The following is a 16858-nucleotide window of genomic DNA, read 5'->3' as shown; positions in this document are numbered from 1 at the left end:
CCATGACGCGGCGAACCGGTGGGCCGCAGGAGCGGCGGAAGGACAGCGGCGAGGACGACTGGGACGGCGGTGTCCCCTCTCCGTCGAGGGCCGGACAGGGGACACCGCGTCCGGGCGCGGGTACGGCCGCGTCCCGGACCGACGACCCCGGTGAGCGGGCACGGGCCATCTGCCTGCGCCTGCTCACCGGGACGCCGCGCACCCGCAAGCAGCTCGCCGACGCGTTGCGCAAACGGGACATCCCCGATGCGGTGGCGGAGGAGGTGCTCTCCCGCTTCGAGGAGGTCGGGCTGATCGACGACGCCTCCTTCGCCGGTGCCTGGGTCGAGTCCCGCCACCACGGCCGGGGCCTGGCCCGCCGCGCCCTCGCCCGGGAGCTGCGCACCCGCGGAGTGGAACCGGCGGTCGTCGACGAGGCCGTGGGCCGGCTCGACTCCGAACAGGAGGTGGAGACGGCCCGGGCGCTGGTGGAGCGCAGACTGCGGTCGACCCGGGGGCTGGACCGGGAGAAGCGGATCCGGCGCCTCGCCGGGATGCTGGCCCGCAAGGGGTACCCCGAAGGGCTCGCCCTGCGCGTGGTCCGGCGTGCGCTGGAGGAGGAGGGCGAGGATCCGGAGGCCCTGGAGTGGTACCTCTCCGAGAGCTGACCGCGGCACAACGGCCCGCCGTCCGCCGCCCGGACCCGCTGCCCATAGACCCTTGTCCCGTGAACCAGGGTCCATGATCGCGCGGATGGCCCGACGGGCGGAGATCCGCACCGGAGCGCCCGGTGCCCCGTGTCCCGTGCCCCGTGCCCCGTGCCCCAGGATCGATCAGTCGGCCCGGCGGCCTCAGCGGAGCCGGGGCCTCGCGGAGCCGGGCCTCAGCGCGGTGTGCCGCGCGCCGGGGAAGCGCCGTCCGCGGCCGTCGGCGCCACCGCCTCTGGGGCACCGGACCCGGCCGATCCGCCTCCCCCGGTGCCGCCCCGGGCCGCTGCCGCTCCGCCGTCCTCCCCCGTCCCGGGCTCTCCCGGCGCCGCACCGTCGCCCGCCCGGGCCGCTCCGTCTCCGCCGCCGCGCACGGTGTCCGCGCAGGCGTAGAGCTCCGCCGGGTCGACGCCCGGCATCGCGGCGACCAGATGGCCGTCCGGCCGGACCATCAGCACGGTGTGCGCCGCCGCTCCCGGATAGTCCTCCGTCACCAGCAGCTCGGCCGGCACCGGCAGCGCCGCCACCGCCGCGGCCAGCCGGGGCATGAGCCCCGCGCCCAGCCAGTGCCTGCGGTCCCATACCCCGGTCCCCGGAGCCACCAGCACCACCAGCAGATCACCGCCCAGCCGCTCCCGCAGCCGTGCGGCGGTGCCGTCCGGCGCGGTCACCGGCACATCCTCCACCGGCTCGCCCGGCAGGGTGCCGACGGCGGCCGATGCCTCCCCGGCCGGCGGGGTGAGGGGGGAGTGCGCATATCCGGGGGGCGCCCCCAGCGGGCCCCGCCCCAGATGGCCGTCCGTCAGCAGGCTCTCCTGCCCGCGCCCGGCCCCCGGCAGCAGTGACCGGCGCACGGTGGGCCAGGCGCCCGCGGCCCGGACCAGCGGAAGGGCCTGGTCCGCCGCGCGCAGCCGGGCACCGACGGCCAGGCGCCGCTCCGCCTGGTAGCTGTCGAGCAGCGCCTCGGGGGCGCCGTGATGCCGGGTCAGCGCCAGCTTCCAGGAGAGGTTCGACGCGTCGCGCAGCCCCTCGTCGAGTTCATGTGCGCCGAGGGTGCCGAGCAGATGCGCCGCGTCCCCGGCCAGGAAGGCCCGGCCCGAGCGCCAGCGGCGCGCCAGCCGGTGGTGGACGGTGTGCACACCGGTGTCCAGCAGCTCGTACGGGGGGATCTCGCCGCACCAGGTGGCGAGGGTGTCGCGGATCCGGGCGACGAGAGCCTCCGGCGTCACCAGGTCCCCCCGGGGCGGCAGCAGCCAGTCGATCCGCCAGACCCCGTCCGGCAGCGGGCGGGCGAGCGCCTCACCGCCGCGCGGGCCCCGGTACAGCACGGCCTCGCCGGGCCAGGGGAGTTCGGTGCGGAGCGCGGCCACCGCGTGCCGTTCGACGGCGGTCCGGCCGGGGAAGCGCACATCCAGCAGCTTGCGCACGGTGGACCGCGCCCCGTCGCAGCCCACCAGATGGCTGCCGCGCCACGAGGTGCCCGCGCCGGGCCGTGGGGCCGCCGGCTCCCGGGTGTACGCGGTGACGCCGTCCGCGTCCTGTTCCAGGGCGTGGAGACGGCAGCCGGTCTCGATCCGGGCCAGGCCGCTCGCCGCGAGGGCGGCCCGCAGCCCGTGGACGAGTTCGTGCTGCGGCAGATGGAGCGGGGCCTCGTCCCCGGTCTCCTCGCGGCGCGGCGTCTGCCGCCGCCGTATCGTCCGCCAGGCCGTCCAGCGGACGCCGGCGGCCGGGAACGAGGGGCCGAGGAGGCGGCCGGCGAAGGCGGCGCTGTCCGGGCTCAGCACGGTGGTCCGGGCGGGCCGCGGCTCGTACGCGCCGGAGCCCTCGTCCAGGACGAGGACGGGGACGTCGTGCCGGGTGAGCGCCAGGGCGAGCGCGAGACCGACGGGGCCCGCGCCGACGACGATCACCGGGTCCACGGGGCGGCTCCTTCGACCTGATGGGTCGGGAAAGAGGTGGTACAGGGAGCCCGGTGCGTGATCACAGAAGGAATGCAACCCACTGGGATTGCCCACGTCAAGCGAGAGGGACAGCGGCTGACCACCGCTGTCCCTCTCGTCGCTTCCGTCCCGCCTGGGCGGCTCAGTGCGTCTTGCCCACACCGCCGTCGCCGGGGCCGTCCCCGGGCCCGCCACCGGGTCCGCCCGCCGGGCCGTCCCCGGGCGCCGAGACCACGGCGACGTCACTGCCGATGTCCTCGGTCACCACGGCGCCGCTGCCCCTGCGGGAGCGCCGGGCCCGGCCCTCCAGCCAGCTCGCGAAAGTGGTGAGCAGGAAGTTCAGCAGGATGAAGAGGAGCGCGACCACGGTGAAGGCGGCGATGGTGTTCGCGCCGTAGTTGGCGGTGATGCTCCGGACGCGGCTCAGCAGTTCGGCGAAGCCGAGCAGCGCCCCGCCCAGCGCCGTGTCCTTCACGATCACGACCAGCTGGCTGACCAGGGCCGGCAGCATCGCGGTCACGGCCTGCGGCAGCAGCACGTAGGACATGGTCTGCCCCTTGCGCATGCCGATGGCCTTGGCCGCGTCCGTCTGCCCGTGCGGCAGGGAGAGGATGCCGGCGCGGACGACCTCGGCGATGACGGAGGCGTTGTAGAGGACCAGTCCGGTCACCACCGCGTAGAGCGGGCGGATCTCCGACTCCACATCGGTGAGCTGGGCGTACGCCTCGTTGGCGAACAGCATCAGCAGCAGCACCGGGATGGCGCGGAAGAACTCGACCACCGCGCCGACCGGCACGCTGATCCACCGGTGGTCGGACAGCCGTCCGATGCCGAGCAGGGCGCCGAACGGCAGGGCGATGACGATGGCCAGGGCCGCCGCCTTCAGCGTGTTCAGCAGACCGGGCAGCAGGAAGGTCGTCCAGACCCGGGAGTCCTCGACGAACGGGAGCCACTTCTCGCCGGCGAGCTGGTTCTTGTCCGCCATGGTGTCCAGCACCCACCAGGACACCAGCCCCAGGACGACGAGGAACAGCACGGTGTAGAGCCAGTTGCGCCGCCTGGCACGGGGCCCCGGCACGTCGTACAGAACGGAGAGGTCACTCATCGCTTCACCGCCACACGCTTGCTCACCCAGCCGAGCAGCAGGCCCGTCGGAAGGGTCAGGACAACGAACCCGAAGGCGAACACGGAGAAGACGAGGAAGATGACGTCGCTCTCGTTCTCGATCATCTCCTTCATCAGCAGCGCCGCTTCGGAGACGCCGATCGTGGCCGCCACCGTGGTGTTCTTGGTGAGGGCGATCAGGACGTTCGCCAGCGGGGCCACCACCGACCGGAAGGCCTGGGGCAGGACGATGAGCGTCAGCACCTGCGTGAAGCTGAGGCCGAGCGCCCGCGCCGCCTCGGCCTGGCCGACGGGCACCGTGTTGATGCCCGAGCGCAGCGCCTCGCAGACGAAGGTGGCGGTGTAGGCGACCAGACCGAGCACGGCCAGCCGGAAGCCGATCTGGTCGGAGTCCTCGCCGCCGAGGGTGACGCTCAGGGTCTGGTAGAGCCCGAGCGAGGCGGCGACGAGCACCACGGTGAGCGGAGTGTTCCGCATGATGTTGACGTACGCGGTGCCGAAGCCGCGCATCAGCGGAACGGGGCTCACGCGCATCCCGGCGAGGACGGTTCCCCAGATGAGGGAACCCACGGCCGAGTAGACGGCGAGCTGCACCGTCACCCAGAACGCCCCGAGCAGGTCGTACCGCTCTAGATCAAGAAAGTCGAACACGTGGATCCGCGCTCTCCCCTGGTGGTCGGATGGAGCGGCGCGCCGTCCCCGCGGACGGCGCGCCGGCGTGTCCTCAGCTGGTCTCGGTGATCTCCGGGGCGGGCTCGTTCTTGTAGCCGGCCGGGCCGAAGTTGTCCTTGACCGCCTTGTCCCAGGAGCCGTCCTCGACCATCTTCTCCAGGGCGTCGTTGATCTTCTTCTGGAGCTCGGTGTCGCCCTTCTTGAGGCCGATGCCGTAGTTCTCGTCGCTGAGGCTCAGCCCGGCGAGCTTGAACTTGCCCTTGTGCTCGTCCTGCGCGGCGTAGCCGGCGAGGATGGCGTCGTCCGTGGTCAGGGCGTCGACGACCTTGTTCTCCAGGCCGGTCAGGCACTGGGAGTAGCCGCCCTGCTCGTCGAGGTCGGCCTTGGGCGCCAGCTCGTTCTTGACGTTCTGCGCCGAGGTCGAGCCGGTGACCGAGCAGAGCTTCTTGGAGTTGAGGTCCTCGGCCTTCGTGATCGACGTCTCGTCGGCGCGGATCAGCAGGTCCTGGTGGGCGAGGAAGTAGGGGCCGGCGAAGCTGACCTTCTCCTTCCGCTCATCGGTGATCGAGTAGCTGGCGACGATGAAGTCGACGTCCCCGCGCGAGATCAGGTTCTCCCGCTCGGCGCTGGGAGCTTCCTTCCACTCGATGTCCTTCTCGTCGTAGCCGAGCTCCTTGGCGACGTACGTCGCGACATCGACGTCGAACCCGGTGAACTCGCCGTCCGGGGTCTTCAGGCCGAGGCCCGGCTGGTCGAACTTGATACCGACGGTGACCTTCTCGTCGCCGTCCCCGCTGTCACTGCCGCCACCACAGGCGGTGGCGGTCAGGGAGAGGACGATTGCGGCGGCGGCAGCGGCGCTGGCCTTGCGGAGTTTCATGAGCGAACTTCCTCACGGTGATCGGTAACGGGATGTTCTGCCGGGCCGGGCCCAGGGGGTGACGGGCCGGCTCAGTGGTGGAGGATCTTCGACAGGAAGTCCTTGGCGCGGTCGCTGCGCGGATTGCTGAAGAACTGGTCCGGCTGCGCCTCTTCGACGATGCGGCCGTCCGCCATGAAGACGACGCGGTTGGCGGCGGAGCGGGCGAACCCCATCTCGTGGGTGACGACGACCATGGTCATGCCGTCCCGGGCGAGCTGCTGCATGACCTCCAACACCTCGTTGATCATTTCCGGGTCGAGCGCGGAGGTCGGCTCGTCGAAGAGCATCACCTTCGGGTCCATCGCCAGGGCCCGCGCGATGGCGACGCGCTGCTGCTGGCCGCCGGACAGCTGGGCGGGGTACTTGTCCGCCTGATTGGCCACGCCCACCCGGTCGAGCAGCGCGCGGGCCTTGTCCAGGGCGGCCTTCTTGTCCGCCTTCCGGACCTTGATCTGGCCCAGCATGACGTTCTCCAGCACGGTCTTGTGCGAGAAGAGATTGAAGGACTGGAACACCATGCCGACGTCGGCCCGCAGCCGGGCCAGCTCCCGCCCTTCGGCGGGCAGGGGCTTGCCGTCGATCGTGATCGAGCCGGAGTCGATGGTCTCCAGCCGGTTGATCGTGCGGCACAGCGTCGACTTGCCGGACCCCGAGGGCCCGATCACGACGACCACCTCGCCGCGCGCGATGGTCAGGTCGATGTCCTGGAGCACGTGCAGCGCGCCGAAATGCTTGTTGACGTTGTCCAGCACGACCAGTTTGTCCGTAGTGGAAACGGCGTCCTTGGTCACCGGTACTTCGGTCATCGGCTTCTTGCTCCATCCTCCTCGGCTGCAGAGGACCCTAGTGAGCCGGGCCGACCAGCGTCATTACATCTGAGGGGAAATTGAGCATAACGAAACGGCTACGCACGACAGCAGAGAGTAGTCACCCGGCGACTCCCGCCGCACCATGTCCGGGGCCCGCTACCGGCTCCGTAACGATGTCCGCGAGAGAACCCGCCCCCTCCCGGTCATCGGGTACGAATCGGTCTGTATGCGCGAGGGCCGCGCACGCCGCCGAGCACCCGGACCGGAAGGGGGACCCATGAGACTGCTCCTCGTCGAGGACGACGACCACGTCGCGGCCGCCCTGTCCGCGGTGCTCGCCCGGCACGGGTTCACCGTGACGCACGCCCGCAGCGGTGCGGAGGCGCTCCAGGCGCTGCTCCCCGACGCCGGCGCCCCCTTCGGGGTGGTCCTGCTCGACCTCGGCCTGCCCGACCAGGACGGCTTCGAGGTCTGCGGCAGGATCCGCAAGCTCACCACCACCCCCGTGATCATGGTGACGGCGCGCGCCGATGTGCGCTCCCGGATACACGGGCTGAACCTCGGCGCCGACGACTACGTCGTCAAGCCGTACGACACCGGGGAACTGCTGGCCCGCATCCACGCGGTGTTCCGGCGCACCGTCCCGGGCGAGAAGGCGGAGGCGGACCCCGCGGCCGGCCCGGCGGCGGACGCGCTGCGGCTCGGGCCGGTACTCATCGAGCTGCCGACCCGGCGGGTCACGGTGGACGGCGTGACCGTCTCCCTGACCCGCAAGGAGTTCGACCTGCTGGCCCTGCTGGCGCAGCGCCCCGGCGTCGTCTTCCGCCGGGAGCAGATCATCAGCGAGGTCTGGCGCACCAGCTGGGAGGGCACCGGCCGCACGCTGGAGGTGCACATCGCCTCGCTCCGCTCCAAGCTGCGGATGCCCGCTCTGATCGAGACGGTGCGCGGCGTCGGCTACCGGCTCGTCGAGCCGGCGGCCTGAGGGCTCACAGGGCCGGGCCCGGGTGCGTACACGACTCCTTCCGCTCCTCATCGTCCTCATGGCGGGCGTGCTGCTGGCGCTCGGCTTCCCGCTGGCGGCGAGCCAGGCCGCCGCCGAGCAGCAGCGGGTGGTGGTGGACCGGATCGACGACACGGCCCGCTTCGCCGCGCTCGCCCAGTTCGTGGCGGCCCGCCCGGAGGCGGAGGACCCGGGGGAGGCCGGGGAAGAGGGTGCGCAGGCCGACGCGGGCGGCCGGCGGGCCGCGCTGGCCTCCCGGCTCGAGCGGTACCACGAGCTGTACGGGATCCGGGCCGGGGTCTTCTTCCGGAACCGCGAGGCGATGGCGGTGGCCCCGGCGGGCTGGCGGGTCGCCGCGGACGGCGAGGGCGGCCAGGCGTTCAGGGAGGCCCTCGCGGGGCGCCGCAGCCACAATCCGCCCCAGGTCTGGCCCTGGCAGCGGGACCGGCTCACCATCGCCTCCCCGGTGGTCCACGAGGGCGACGTGATCGCCGTCGTCGTCACCGATTCGCCGACCGGGCAGATGCGCTCCCGCATCCTCCGCGGCTGGCTGCTCATCGGCGCCGGGGAGTCCGCGGCGATGCTCCTCGCGATCGGCGCCGCCATCCGGCTCACCGGCTGGGTGCTGAGACCCGTCCGCGTACTCGACGCCGTCACCCACGACATCGCCACCGGCCGGATGCACTCCCGGGTGGCCGTCTCGGGCGGCCCGCCGGAACTGCGCCGGCTCGCACGGTCGTTCAACGAGATGGCCGACACCATGGAGGACGTGCTCGAACAGCAGCGCGCCTTCGTCGCCGACGCCTCGCACCAGCTGCGCAACCCGCTGGCCGCGCTGCTCCTGCGGATCGAGCTGCTGGCGCTCGAACTCCCGGACGGCAACGAGGAGATCGCGTCGGTCCGCGCGGAGGGCAAGCGGCTGGCCCGGGTCCTCGACGACCTGCTCGGGCTCGCCCTCGCCGAGCACGCCGACCCGGATCTGCAGCTCACGGACGTCGCGGACCTGGTGGCGGAACGCGTGGGCTCCTGGCGCCCGGTGGCCGACCGCGAGGAGGTCGGCCTGCGCTACGAGGGTCCCGCCGGAGCCACCGGCTGGGCCGACCCGGTGGCGCTCTCCAGCGCACTGGACGCCGTGGTGGACAACGCCCTGAAGTTCACCCCCGGCGGCGGGGACGTCACGGTCGGCGTGGAGGCCGTCGGGGACACCGTCCGCATCACCGTCGCCGACGGCGGCCCCGGACTCACGGAAGAGGAACTGGACCGGATCGGCGACCGCTTCTGGCGCAGCAACCGGCACCAGAACGTCTCCGGATCGGGGCTGGGCCTGTCGATCTCCCGGGCGCTGCTCGCCGCCGGAGGCGCCACCATCGGCTTCGCGCCCAACGAGCCGCGGGGTCTGCTGGTGACGATCACCCTGCCGCGGACCGCGCCCCCGGAGCGCCCGCAGCCGTCGGAGCGCCGGGCGTAGAAGGGCGCGGCGCACGGGTGCGTCCGGGGGTGCGCGGCGGTGCCGCCCTCAGGACTTCACCGAGCGGTAGTAGCGGCTCGCGCCCTCGTGGAGGTCCAGCGGGTCGGTGAAGACCGCCGTGCGGAGGTCCACCAGCTGCGCCGCGTGCACGTCCCGCCCGATCTCGTCCCGGCTGTCGATGACGGTGCGCGTGATGGCCTCGGTGAGGCCCGGGTCCGTACGGTCGGTGGTGACCAGCAGATTCGCCACCGCGATGGTCTTCACCGGCTGTCCGCGCTGCACCCGGGGGTAGGCGTCGGCCGGCATCAGCGCGGACCGGTACTGCCAGGTGTCCCGCCCCTGCCGGTGCAGTTCGTTCACGAGATCGCCGAGCTGCACCAGCCGGACGGGGAAGTCGTCCGCGAGATCCGCCACGGCCGTCGTCGGCAGGCCCCCGGACCAGAAGAAGGCGTCGATCCTCCCCTCGCGGAGCATGGCGGGCATCTTGTCGATCCCGACCCGCACCGCGGTGATGTCCTCGTCGGCGTCGAGCCCCGCCGCCCGCAGCAGACGGTGGGTGATCAGGCTGACGCCGGAGCCGGGCTGGCCGATCGCCACCCGCTTGCCGCGCAGCTCCCGCGCGCTGCCGATGTCCGAATCCCTGTCCACCACGAGCTGCATGTAGTCGTCGTAGAGCCGCGCGCAGGCCCGCAGCGACGCGGCGTCCCCCGGGTTCACGTCCTCGTACGCGGCCACGGCGTCGGCCGCGGCGATGGTGAAGTCGGCCTGGCCGGACACCAGCCGCTGGAGGTTCTGCACGGAGCCCTCGCTCGCGCGCAGCCGGACGTCCACCTCCGGGAGGTCCTCCGCCATCCGCTCCTTCAGCAGCTTCCCGTAGAGCGAGTAGACGCCCGTGGGGACACCGGTGCTGAACGTCATCGTGCCCCGCGGCGGCGGCCCGTCGCGCAGCGGCAGCAGCCACCACGCCAGCAGCGCCAGCGCCGCGCAGCCCGCGAGCGCGATCCGGGCGGCGCGGCGCCTGCCGATACGGGACAGCGCGGGAGCCATGCGGGCAATCCTGCCAGGCCGCCCCGCCGGCGGCCAGGGCCGTCCCGGAACGGGCCCGCGGGCTCCCGGAAGCCGGGGGCGGGGCGGTAGGCCGACCCCGTACCCTGGTGGACGAGATGAGCGCGAAGACCTACGAGGTGCGCACCTACGGGTGCCAGATGAATGTCCACGACTCCGAGCGGCTCTCCGGACTCCTGGAGGACGCCGGATACGTCCGCGCGCCCGAGGGCCGTGCCGAGGGCGAGGCCGACATCGTCGTCTTCAACACCTGCGCGGTGCGGGAGAACGCCGACAACCGGCTCTACGGGAACCTCGGCCGGCTGGCCCCGCTGAAGGCGAAACGGCCGGGCATGCAGATCGCCGTCGGCGGCTGTCTCGCCCAGAAGGACCGGGACACCATCGTCAGGAAGGCCCCCTGGGTCGACGTGGTCTTCGGCACCCACAACATCGGCCGTCTGCCGGTGCTGCTGGAGCGTGCCCGCGTGGCGGAGGAGGCGCAGGTCGAGATCGCGGAGTCGCTGGAGGCGTTCCCCTCCACCCTGCCCACCCGCCGCGAGTCCGCCTACGCGGCCTGGGTGTCCATCTCCGTCGGCTGCAACAACACCTGCACCTTCTGCATCGTCCCCGCGCTTCGCGGCAAGGAGAAGGACCGCCGGCCCGGCGACATCCTCGCCGAGGTGGAGGCGCTGGTGGCCGAGGGCGTCACCGAGATCACCCTGCTCGGCCAGAACGTCAACGCCTACGGCTCCGACATCGGCGACCGCGAGGCCTTCTCCAAACTGCTGCGCGCCTGCGGGTCCGTCGAGGGGCTGGAGCGGGTCCGCTTCACCTCGCCGCACCCCCGCGACTTCACCGACGACGTCATCGCCGCCATGGCCGAGACGCCCAACGTCATGCCGCAGCTCCACATGCCGCTGCAGTCCGGCTCCGACCGGGTGCTCAGGGCCATGCGCCGCTCGTACCGCCAGGAGCGCTTCCTCGGCATCATCGGGAAGGTCCGGGAGGCCATGCCCGACGCCGCCGTCTCGACGGACATCATCGTCGGCTTCCCCGGCGAGACGGAGGAGGACTTCGAGCAGACCCTGCACGTGGTCCGCGAGTCCCGCTTCGCGCAGGCGTTCACCTTCCAGTACTCCAAGCGCCCCGGCACCCCGGCCGCCGACATGCCGGACCAGATCCCCAAGGCCGTGGTCCAGGAGCGCTACGAACGGCTGGTCGCCCTCCAGGAGGAGATCAGCTGGGAGGAGAACAAGAAGCAGACCGGCCGCGTGCTGGAGGTGCTGGTCGCGGAGGGCGAGGGCCGCAAGGACGGGGCCACCCGGCGCCTCTCCGGACGCGCCCCGGACAACCGTCTGGTGCACTTCACACGCCCGGAGGAACCGGTCCGCCCCGGTGACATGGTCACCGTCGAGGTCAGCTACGCGGCCCCGCACCACCTGCTGGCCGAGGGGCCGCCGAAGGCGGTCCGGCGCACCCGCGCGGGCGACGCCTGGGAGCGGCGGAACGCCGCGCCCGCGGCCCCGTCCGGGGTGATGCTCGGCCTCCCCACGGTCGGCGCCCCGCCGCCCGAGCCCGCCCCGGCCGCCGGCTGCGCGCGCGACTGACGGCCGGGCGGGCGCCCGTCCGCTTGCTAGGGTTCCGGCCATGCTCGTCGCCGCCGCCGTGTGCCCGTGTCCGCCGCTGCTCGTTCCCGAGGTCGCGGCCGGTGCCGCCGCCGAACTCGACGCACTGCGGGCCGCCTGCTACGACGCCGTCGCCGTGCCGGCGGCCGCCCGCCCGGACCGCCTGGTGGTGATCGGCCCCGCCGAGCAGGCGGGCCGCGGGCCCCATCCGCAGGGCGCCCCGGGCTCCTTCCGCGAGGTCGGTGTCGACCGCGCGGTGCGGCTCGGCCCGGCGGACGGCCCGCCCGCCCCCGAGCGCGTCCTCCCGCTCTCGCTGGCGGTCGCCGGCTGGCTCCTGGAACGCACCCGCTGGGCCGCCGCCCCGGTGGAGGGGCTCGGTGTCGGCGAGCCCCTGTCCGCCGACCGGTGCGCCCAGGTCGGCCGGGAGATCGCCACCGGCGCCGAGCGCGTCGCGCTGCTGGTGATGGGCGACGGCAGCGCCTGCCGGTCCGTACGGGCCCCCGGCTATCTCGACGAGCGCGCCGCCGGATTCGACGCCGGGGTCGCCCGGGCGCTCGCGGAGGTGGACACGGAGGCGCTGATGGCGGTGGACGAGGAGCTCGCCCACGAGCTCAAGGCGGCGGGCCGGGCACCCTGGCAGGTGCTCGCCGGGGCGGCGGAGGGCGCCGACCTGGACGGGGAACTGCTGTACGACGACGCTCCGTACGGGGTCGGCTACCACGTCGCCACCTGGTCGTAGCGCTCCCCCTCCCGCCGCCGGCCGCCCCCCGGAGCCCACCGCCCGGCCCGCCGGGCGCCGGACGCGCCCGGCGGCCTTTGGGAGACTGGAACGGTGAAGAGCACAGAAGACGCCCCCCGAGTGATCGCTGTCGTCGGCCCCACCGCGGCCGGGAAATCGGATCTGGGCGTCGGTCTCGCCCTCCGGCTCGGCGGTGAGGTCGTGAACGCCGACTCGATGCAGCTGTACCGGGGCATGGACATCGGCACCGCCAAGCTCACCCCCGCCGAGCGCCGTGGCGTCCCCCACCACCTCCTCGACGTCTGGGACGTGACCGAGGCCGCGAGCGTCGCCGAGTACCAGCGGCTGGCCCGCGCCGAGATCGACCGGCTTCTCGCCGCGGGCCGCACCCCCGTCCTGGTGGGCGGTTCCGGCCTGTATGTGCGCGGCGCGCTCGACGCCCTGGAGTTCCCGGGGACCGATCCCGCCGTACGGGCCCGTCTGGAGGGCGAGTTGGCGGAGTCGGGCCCCGGTGCCCTGCACGCCCGGCTCGCCGCCGCCGACCCCGGGGCCGCCCGGGCGATCCTGCCGGGCAACGGACGGCGCATCGTCCGCGCCCTGGAGGTCATCGAGATCACCGGCCGCCCCTTCACGGCCAGCCTCCCCGGGCCCGAACCGGTCTACGACACCGTCCAGATCGGCGTGGACGTCGGACGGCCCGAGCTCGACGCCCGGATCGCCGCCCGCGTCGTCCGCATGTGGGAGGACGGTCTCGTCGCGGAGGTACGGGAGCTGGAGGCCGCCGGCCTGCGCGAGGGCCGCACCGCCTCCCGGGCGCTCGGCTACCAGCAGGTGCTCGCCCAGCTGGCGGGGGAGTGCACCGAGGAGCAGGCGCGGGACGACACGGTGCGCGCCACCAAGCGTTTCGCACGCCGCCAGGACTCCTGGTTCCGCCGGGACCCCCGGGTGCACTGGCTGAGCGGGGCGGCGGACCACCGCGGGGAACTCCTGGGGCAGGCGTTGACGTTGGTCGAACGAGCGGTCACAGCCTGATCACGTGATGGCATCGGGACGCTCCGCGCGTCCTCGGCGGCCCGGCCGGCGTGCCATCATCGAGCTCTGATCGCATGGTGACGTCGAGTTGGGAGGGCGCGTGGCGATGGAGGCCGGCCCTCGTGACAGATCGCATTCCGTCGACGGGCCCCCAGGGCTCGACGGCCCAGGGCTCGACGGCCTTCCGGCGTCGCTGGCCCCCGACGGGCCGGAGGACGACGCGGCCGTTCCGGAGGGCGGCGAGTCCTTCCGGGAGATCCGCCCGCAGCGGCGGCTGCGCATCTGGCAGCTCGCGCCGATCGTGGTGCTGGCGGCCGTCGGCTCCCTGATGTTCGCCTTCCCGCTGGCCTTCGCCTTCGGGGACGGCGGCGCGGTCGTCGCCATGCTCGGTCTGCTCATCAGCTGCTGCGCCGCGGGCTGGGGTGTGATGGCGGCCCGCCGGGCGGGGCTCACCTGGCCCGGTCTCCCGGCCCCCGGTTCCGGCGGCCGGCCGGACTGGCGGATCGCCGGCCTCTACGCCCTCTTCGTCGTCACGGTGGCCCTGCTCTGCCTGTGGCGGGTGGCCCGGCTCCGCTGACCGGCTCCCCGCCCAACCCTCCGGGGCCGCGGGGCCGCGGAGGAGGACCACCGGCGCGGGCGGCCCCCGGGGCCCGTAGGATCGGAGACGTGAGCACCGCACCCCTCGCCTTTCTCAAGGGCCACGGCACCGAGAACGACTTCGTGATCCTGCCCGACCCGGAGAACCGTCTCGACCTCCCCCCGGCGGCCGTCGCCCGGCTGTGCGACCGGCGGGCCGGCATCGGGGGCGACGGACTGCTGCACGTCGTGCGCTCCGCCGCACACCCCGAGGCCGCCGGTATGGCCGGTGAGGCCGCGTGGTTCATGGACTACCGCAACGGCGACGGCAGCGTCGCGGAGATGTGCGGCAACGGCGTCCGGGTGTTCGCCCGCTATCTGCAGCGCGCCGGGCTCGTGGCCGAGGGCGATCTCGCGCTGGCCACCCGCGCCGGCGTGCGCCGGGTGCACATCGCCAAGACCGCGGACGACGGCACCCCGGGCGACATCACGGTCGGCATGGGCCGCGCGCTGCTGCCCGCCGGCGAGGTGTCGGTGACGGTGGACGGGCGCCGCCGGCCCGCCCTCAACGTCAACATGGGCAATCCGCACGCCGTGGCGTTCGTCGAGGACCTGGCCCACGCCGGGCCGCTGCTCGACCCGCCGCGGGTGACGCCCGCCGACGCCTATCCCGAGGGCGCGAACGTGGAGTTCGCCGCCGACCGGGGGCCGCGCCATGTGGCGATGCGCGTCCACGAGCGCGGGTCCGGCGAGACCCGGTCCTGCGGCACCGGCGCCTGCGCCGTGATGGTCGCGGCGGCCCGCCGGGACGGCGCCGACCCGGCGGTCACCGGACGTCCCGCGACGTACACCGTGGACGTCCCCGGCGGACGGCTGGTGATCACCGAACACCCCGACGGCGCCGTCGAGATGACCGGCCCCGCCGAGATCGTGGCCGAGGGCACGCTCGACGCCCGCTGGCTCGCGGCCGTTCTCCCCTGATCTTCGCTCGATCGGGTGGCGTGAGCCACGGAGAGCGACAGCTGCCCCGCACTCCGTGATGGGGTCGTGGCATCAGTCGCCGGCCCGGGCGCCCGCCGGCCTCCGGGGCACGCGGGACCGCCCCGGCCGCCCGAGTCGCCGGAGGTGCCCATGTGCGCGGAGCCCATGAGACCCGTCCCTCCCGTCCGCAGACGCGGGCGCCCGCGCATCGACCTGCGCAGGCTCGGGCACGCGGCGCTCCGCGGCCCGGCCCCCCGGCACCCGCTGCCGGACGCCATCGAGCACGTGGCCAAGGTCCACCGCGCTCACCACCCCGGCGCCGACCTCGACCCGCTGCGCCGGGCGTACCTCCTGGCCGAGTCCTCGCACCGCGGGCAGACCCGCAAGAGCGGCGAGCCGTACATCACGCACCCGCTCGCCGTCACCCTGATCCTCGCCGAACTCGGCGCCGAGACCACCACGCTGACCGCCTCCCTGCTGCACGACACCGTCGAGGACACCGACGTCACCCTGGAGCAGGTGGGCGAGGAGTTCGGCGAGGAGGTGCGCTACCTCGTCGACGGCGTCACCAAGCTGGAGAAGGTCGACTACGGCGCCGCCGCCGAACCCGAGACCTTCCGCAAAATGCTGGTCGCCACCGGCAACGACGTCCGGGTGATGTCGGTGAAACTCGCCGATCGCCTGCACAACATGCGCACCCTCGGCGTCATGCGCCCCGAGAAGCAGGCCCGGATCGCCCGGGTCACCCGGGACGTCCTCATCCCGCTCGCCGAGCGCCTCGGCGTGCACGCCCTCAAGACCGAGCTGGAGGACCTGGTCTTCGCGGTCCTGCACCCCGAGGCGTACGAGCGCACCCGCCGCCTGGTCCGGGAGCGCACGGCCCGCCCCGGCCCGCTGGAGGCCACCGCCGAGCGGGTGCGCGCGGTGCTGCGGGAGGCGGGCATCGCCGCCGAGGTCCAGGTCCGCCCGCGGCACCTGGTCTCCGTCCACCGGGTGCGGCTGGGGCGCGGCGAGCTGACCGGGGCGGACTTCGGCCGGCTGCTCGTCCTGGTCGCCGAGGACGCCGACTGCTACGCCGTCCTCGGCGAACTGCACACCTGCTTCACCCCGGTGGTCTCCGAGTTCAAGGACTTCATCGCGGCGCCCAAGTTCAACCTCTACCAGTCGCTGCACACCGCCGTCGCCGCCCGGCAGGACGGCGAGGTCACCGAGGTCCTGGTGCGCACCCACCGGATGCACCGGGTGGCCGAGGCGGGCGTGGTGGCGCTGGGCAATCCGTACACCGCGGACGGCGGCCAGGAGGGCGCGGAGGCCCCGGACGGCGAGCGCGCCGACCCGACCCGGCCGGGCTGGCTCTCCCGGCTGCTCGCATGGCAGCGGGACACCCCGGACCCCGACACCTTCTGGGCCGAGCTCCGCGGGGAGCTCGCCGAGGACCGCGAGATCACGGTCTGCGAAGCGGACGGGGCCACGGTGGTCCTCCCCGCCGGCGCCAGCTGCGTGGACGCCGCCTACGCGCTGCACGGCGGCGGCGCCCACTCCTGCATCGGCGCCCGGGTGAACGGCCGGCTCGTGTCCCTGGCCAGCGTGCTGCGCGACGGCGACACCCTCCAGCTCCTCATGGCGTCGCAGGACGGAGCCGCGGGCCCGTCCCCCGAGTGGCTGGAGTGCGCCCGGACCCCCGCCGCGCGCATCGCCATCAGCGGCTGGCTGGCGGCGCACCCGGCGGCCGCCGTCCGGGAGACGGCCGGGAGGCGTCCCGCCGGGCCCGCGGCCCCCGAGGCGGCCGGCCCGCCGCACGGGCCGCGGGGCGGCGGGCCGGCGGGCGGCTGCCGGGTCACCCTGCTCGCCGAGGCGTTCGGCCGGCCCCGGCTCCTCGCCGAGCTCACCGAGGCCATCGCCCAGCAGGGCGCCGCCGTCGTCTCGGCCCGTGTCGAACCCCCGCACGAGCAGCGGGTCCGGCACACCTACACCCTGCGGATCGCCGGTCCGGCCGCGCTGCCCGCGCTGGTGCGGGCGATGCGGAAGGTGCCCGGGGTCTACGACGTCAGCCGGCTCGGCGGGCCGGCCGAGGGGGCGCCCCGCGCCGCGGGAGCGCGGTCCCGCGGCGCCGTCCCCGGGGTCCCCGCCGTCCCCGCCGAGGGCCCCGCCCGGCCGGCGCAGGAGCCCGCGGGCGGCCGGGGCGCGGGCCGGGAGAGCCCGGCACCGGCCCGTAAACCGGGGTGACGGGCCGCCC

The 16858-nt window shown here is 74.1% G+C and carries 15 protein-coding genes; 9 read left to right on the top strand and 6 right to left on the bottom strand.

What is annotated here, in order from left to right:
• Positions 1-2: 2 nt before the first annotated feature.
• A complete protein-coding gene (recX, locus tag SXIN_RS07595) occupies positions 3-647 on the top strand; it encodes a recombination regulator RecX (protein ID WP_019709737.1) in 645 nt (214 codons plus the stop codon).
• 215 nt (positions 648-862) lie between these two features.
• Here the strand turns inward: recX and SXIN_RS07590 are convergent, their stop codons facing one another.
• The 5 genes from SXIN_RS07590 to SXIN_RS07570 form a co-directional block, all read right to left on the bottom strand.
• A complete protein-coding gene (locus SXIN_RS07590; protein ID WP_095756771.1) occupies positions 863-2605 on the bottom strand; it encodes an FAD-dependent monooxygenase in 1743 nt (580 codons plus the stop codon).
• Between the two features lie 163 nt (positions 2606-2768).
• Complete coding sequence (locus SXIN_RS07585; protein WP_019709735.1) at positions 2769-3731, bottom strand: amino acid ABC transporter permease; 963 nt, start codon at positions 3729-3731, stop codon at positions 2769-2771.
• Positions 3728-4402, bottom strand: coding sequence for an amino acid ABC transporter permease (locus SXIN_RS07580; protein ID WP_019709734.1), 675 nt, complete (start codon positions 4400-4402; stop codon positions 3728-3730). Before SXIN_RS07580 ends, SXIN_RS07585 begins: the two co-directional genes overlap by 4 nt.
• Positions 4403-4475: 73 nt before the next feature.
• On the bottom strand, positions 4476-5303 hold the full coding sequence (locus SXIN_RS07575; RefSeq protein ID WP_019709733.1) for a glutamate ABC transporter substrate-binding protein: 828 nt from the start codon (positions 5301-5303) through the stop codon (positions 4476-4478).
• A 71-nt stretch (positions 5304-5374) separates the two neighbouring features.
• On the bottom strand, positions 5375-6151 hold the full coding sequence (locus tag SXIN_RS07570) for an amino acid ABC transporter ATP-binding protein (protein WP_019709732.1): 777 nt from the start codon (positions 6149-6151) through the stop codon (positions 5375-5377).
• Positions 6152-6431: 280 nt separating this feature from the next.
• Here SXIN_RS07570 and SXIN_RS07565 point away from each other — a divergent pair, with 280 nt between their 5' ends.
• Together SXIN_RS07565 and SXIN_RS07560 are read left to right on the top strand one after the other, a co-directional pair.
• Positions 6432-7139 carry a response regulator transcription factor gene (locus SXIN_RS07565; RefSeq protein ID WP_019709731.1) on the top strand — a complete coding sequence of 236 codons (708 nt, stop codon included), beginning with the start codon at positions 6432-6434 and terminating at the stop codon, positions 7137-7139.
• A gap of 22 nt (positions 7140-7161) precedes the next feature.
• Entirely contained in the window at positions 7162-8625 is a 1464-nt protein-coding gene (locus SXIN_RS07560) for a sensor histidine kinase (protein WP_039822005.1), read from the top strand.
• Positions 8626-8673: 48 nt separating this feature from the next.
• Here the strand turns inward: SXIN_RS07560 and SXIN_RS07555 are convergent, their stop codons facing one another.
• Positions 8674-9672 carry a TAXI family TRAP transporter solute-binding subunit gene (locus tag SXIN_RS07555; protein ID WP_095756770.1) on the bottom strand — a complete coding sequence of 333 codons (999 nt, stop codon included), beginning with the start codon at positions 9670-9672 and terminating at the stop codon, positions 8674-8676.
• A gap of 116 nt (positions 9673-9788) precedes the next feature.
• Here SXIN_RS07555 and miaB point away from each other — a divergent pair, with 116 nt between their 5' ends.
• The 6 genes from miaB (at position 9789) to SXIN_RS07525 (ending at position 16848) form a co-directional block, all read left to right on the top strand.
• Complete coding sequence (gene miaB, locus SXIN_RS07550; protein ID WP_095757962.1) at positions 9789-11276, top strand: tRNA (N6-isopentenyl adenosine(37)-C2)-methylthiotransferase MiaB; 1488 nt, start codon at positions 9789-9791, stop codon at positions 11274-11276.
• Positions 11277-11316: 40 nt separating this feature from the next.
• Complete coding sequence (locus SXIN_RS07545; protein ID WP_043460819.1) at positions 11317-12033, top strand: class III extradiol dioxygenase subunit B-like domain-containing protein; 717 nt, start codon at positions 11317-11319, stop codon at positions 12031-12033.
• Positions 12034-12126: 93 nt separating this feature from the next.
• Positions 12127-13065: a tRNA (adenosine(37)-N6)-dimethylallyltransferase MiaA gene (gene miaA / locus SXIN_RS07540; protein ID WP_039821998.1), complete on the top strand. Its 939-nt coding sequence runs from the start codon at positions 12127-12129 to the stop codon at positions 13063-13065.
• Between the two features lie 106 nt (positions 13066-13171).
• Positions 13172-13642: a hypothetical protein gene (locus SXIN_RS07535; protein ID WP_019709725.1), complete on the top strand. Its 471-nt coding sequence runs from the start codon at positions 13172-13174 to the stop codon at positions 13640-13642.
• Positions 13643-13731: 89 nt separating this feature from the next.
• A complete protein-coding gene (gene dapF / locus SXIN_RS07530; protein WP_019709724.1) occupies positions 13732-14622 on the top strand; it encodes a diaminopimelate epimerase in 891 nt (296 codons plus the stop codon).
• Positions 14623-14772: 150 nt separating this feature from the next.
• Positions 14773-16848: a RelA/SpoT family protein gene (locus SXIN_RS07525; RefSeq protein ID WP_095756769.1), complete on the top strand. Its 2076-nt coding sequence runs from the start codon at positions 14773-14775 to the stop codon at positions 16846-16848.
• Positions 16849-16858: the final 10 nt, after the last annotated feature.

It is taken from the genome of Streptomyces xinghaiensis S187, assembly GCF_000220705.2.
Classification (GTDB): Bacteria; Actinomycetota; Actinomycetes; order Streptomycetales; family Streptomycetaceae; genus Streptomyces; species Streptomyces xinghaiensis.
The sequence above is the reverse complement of the archived record's forward strand: the minus strand, read 5'-3'. Positions and strand labels throughout refer to the sequence as shown.

Coding starts and splice junctions, on each gene's coding strand:
- recX (WP_019709737.1), top strand. CDS start 3: ATGACGCGGCGAACCGGTGGGCCGCAGGAGCGGCGGAAGGACAGCGGC.
- SXIN_RS07585 (WP_019709735.1), bottom strand. CDS start 3,731: ATGAGTGACCTCTCCGTTCTGTACGACGTGCCGGGGCCCCGTGCCAGG.
- SXIN_RS07575 (WP_019709733.1), bottom strand. CDS start 5,303: ATGAAACTCCGCAAGGCCAGCGCCGCTGCCGCCGCCGCAATCGTCCTC.
- SXIN_RS07570 (WP_019709732.1), bottom strand. CDS start 6,151: ATGACCGAAGTACCGGTGACCAAGGACGCCGTTTCCACTACGGACAAA.
- SXIN_RS07565 (WP_019709731.1), top strand. CDS start 6,432: ATGAGACTGCTCCTCGTCGAGGACGACGACCACGTCGCGGCCGCCCTG.
- SXIN_RS07555 (WP_095756770.1), bottom strand. CDS start 9,672: ATGGCTCCCGCGCTGTCCCGTATCGGCAGGCGCCGCGCCGCCCGGATC.
- miaB (WP_095757962.1), top strand. CDS start 9,789: ATGAGCGCGAAGACCTACGAGGTGCGCACCTACGGGTGCCAGATGAAT.
- SXIN_RS07545 (WP_043460819.1), top strand. CDS start 11,317: ATGCTCGTCGCCGCCGCCGTGTGCCCGTGTCCGCCGCTGCTCGTTCCC.
- SXIN_RS07535 (WP_019709725.1), top strand. CDS start 13,172: ATGGAGGCCGGCCCTCGTGACAGATCGCATTCCGTCGACGGGCCCCCA.
- SXIN_RS07525 (WP_095756769.1), top strand. CDS start 14,773: ATGTGCGCGGAGCCCATGAGACCCGTCCCTCCCGTCCGCAGACGCGGG.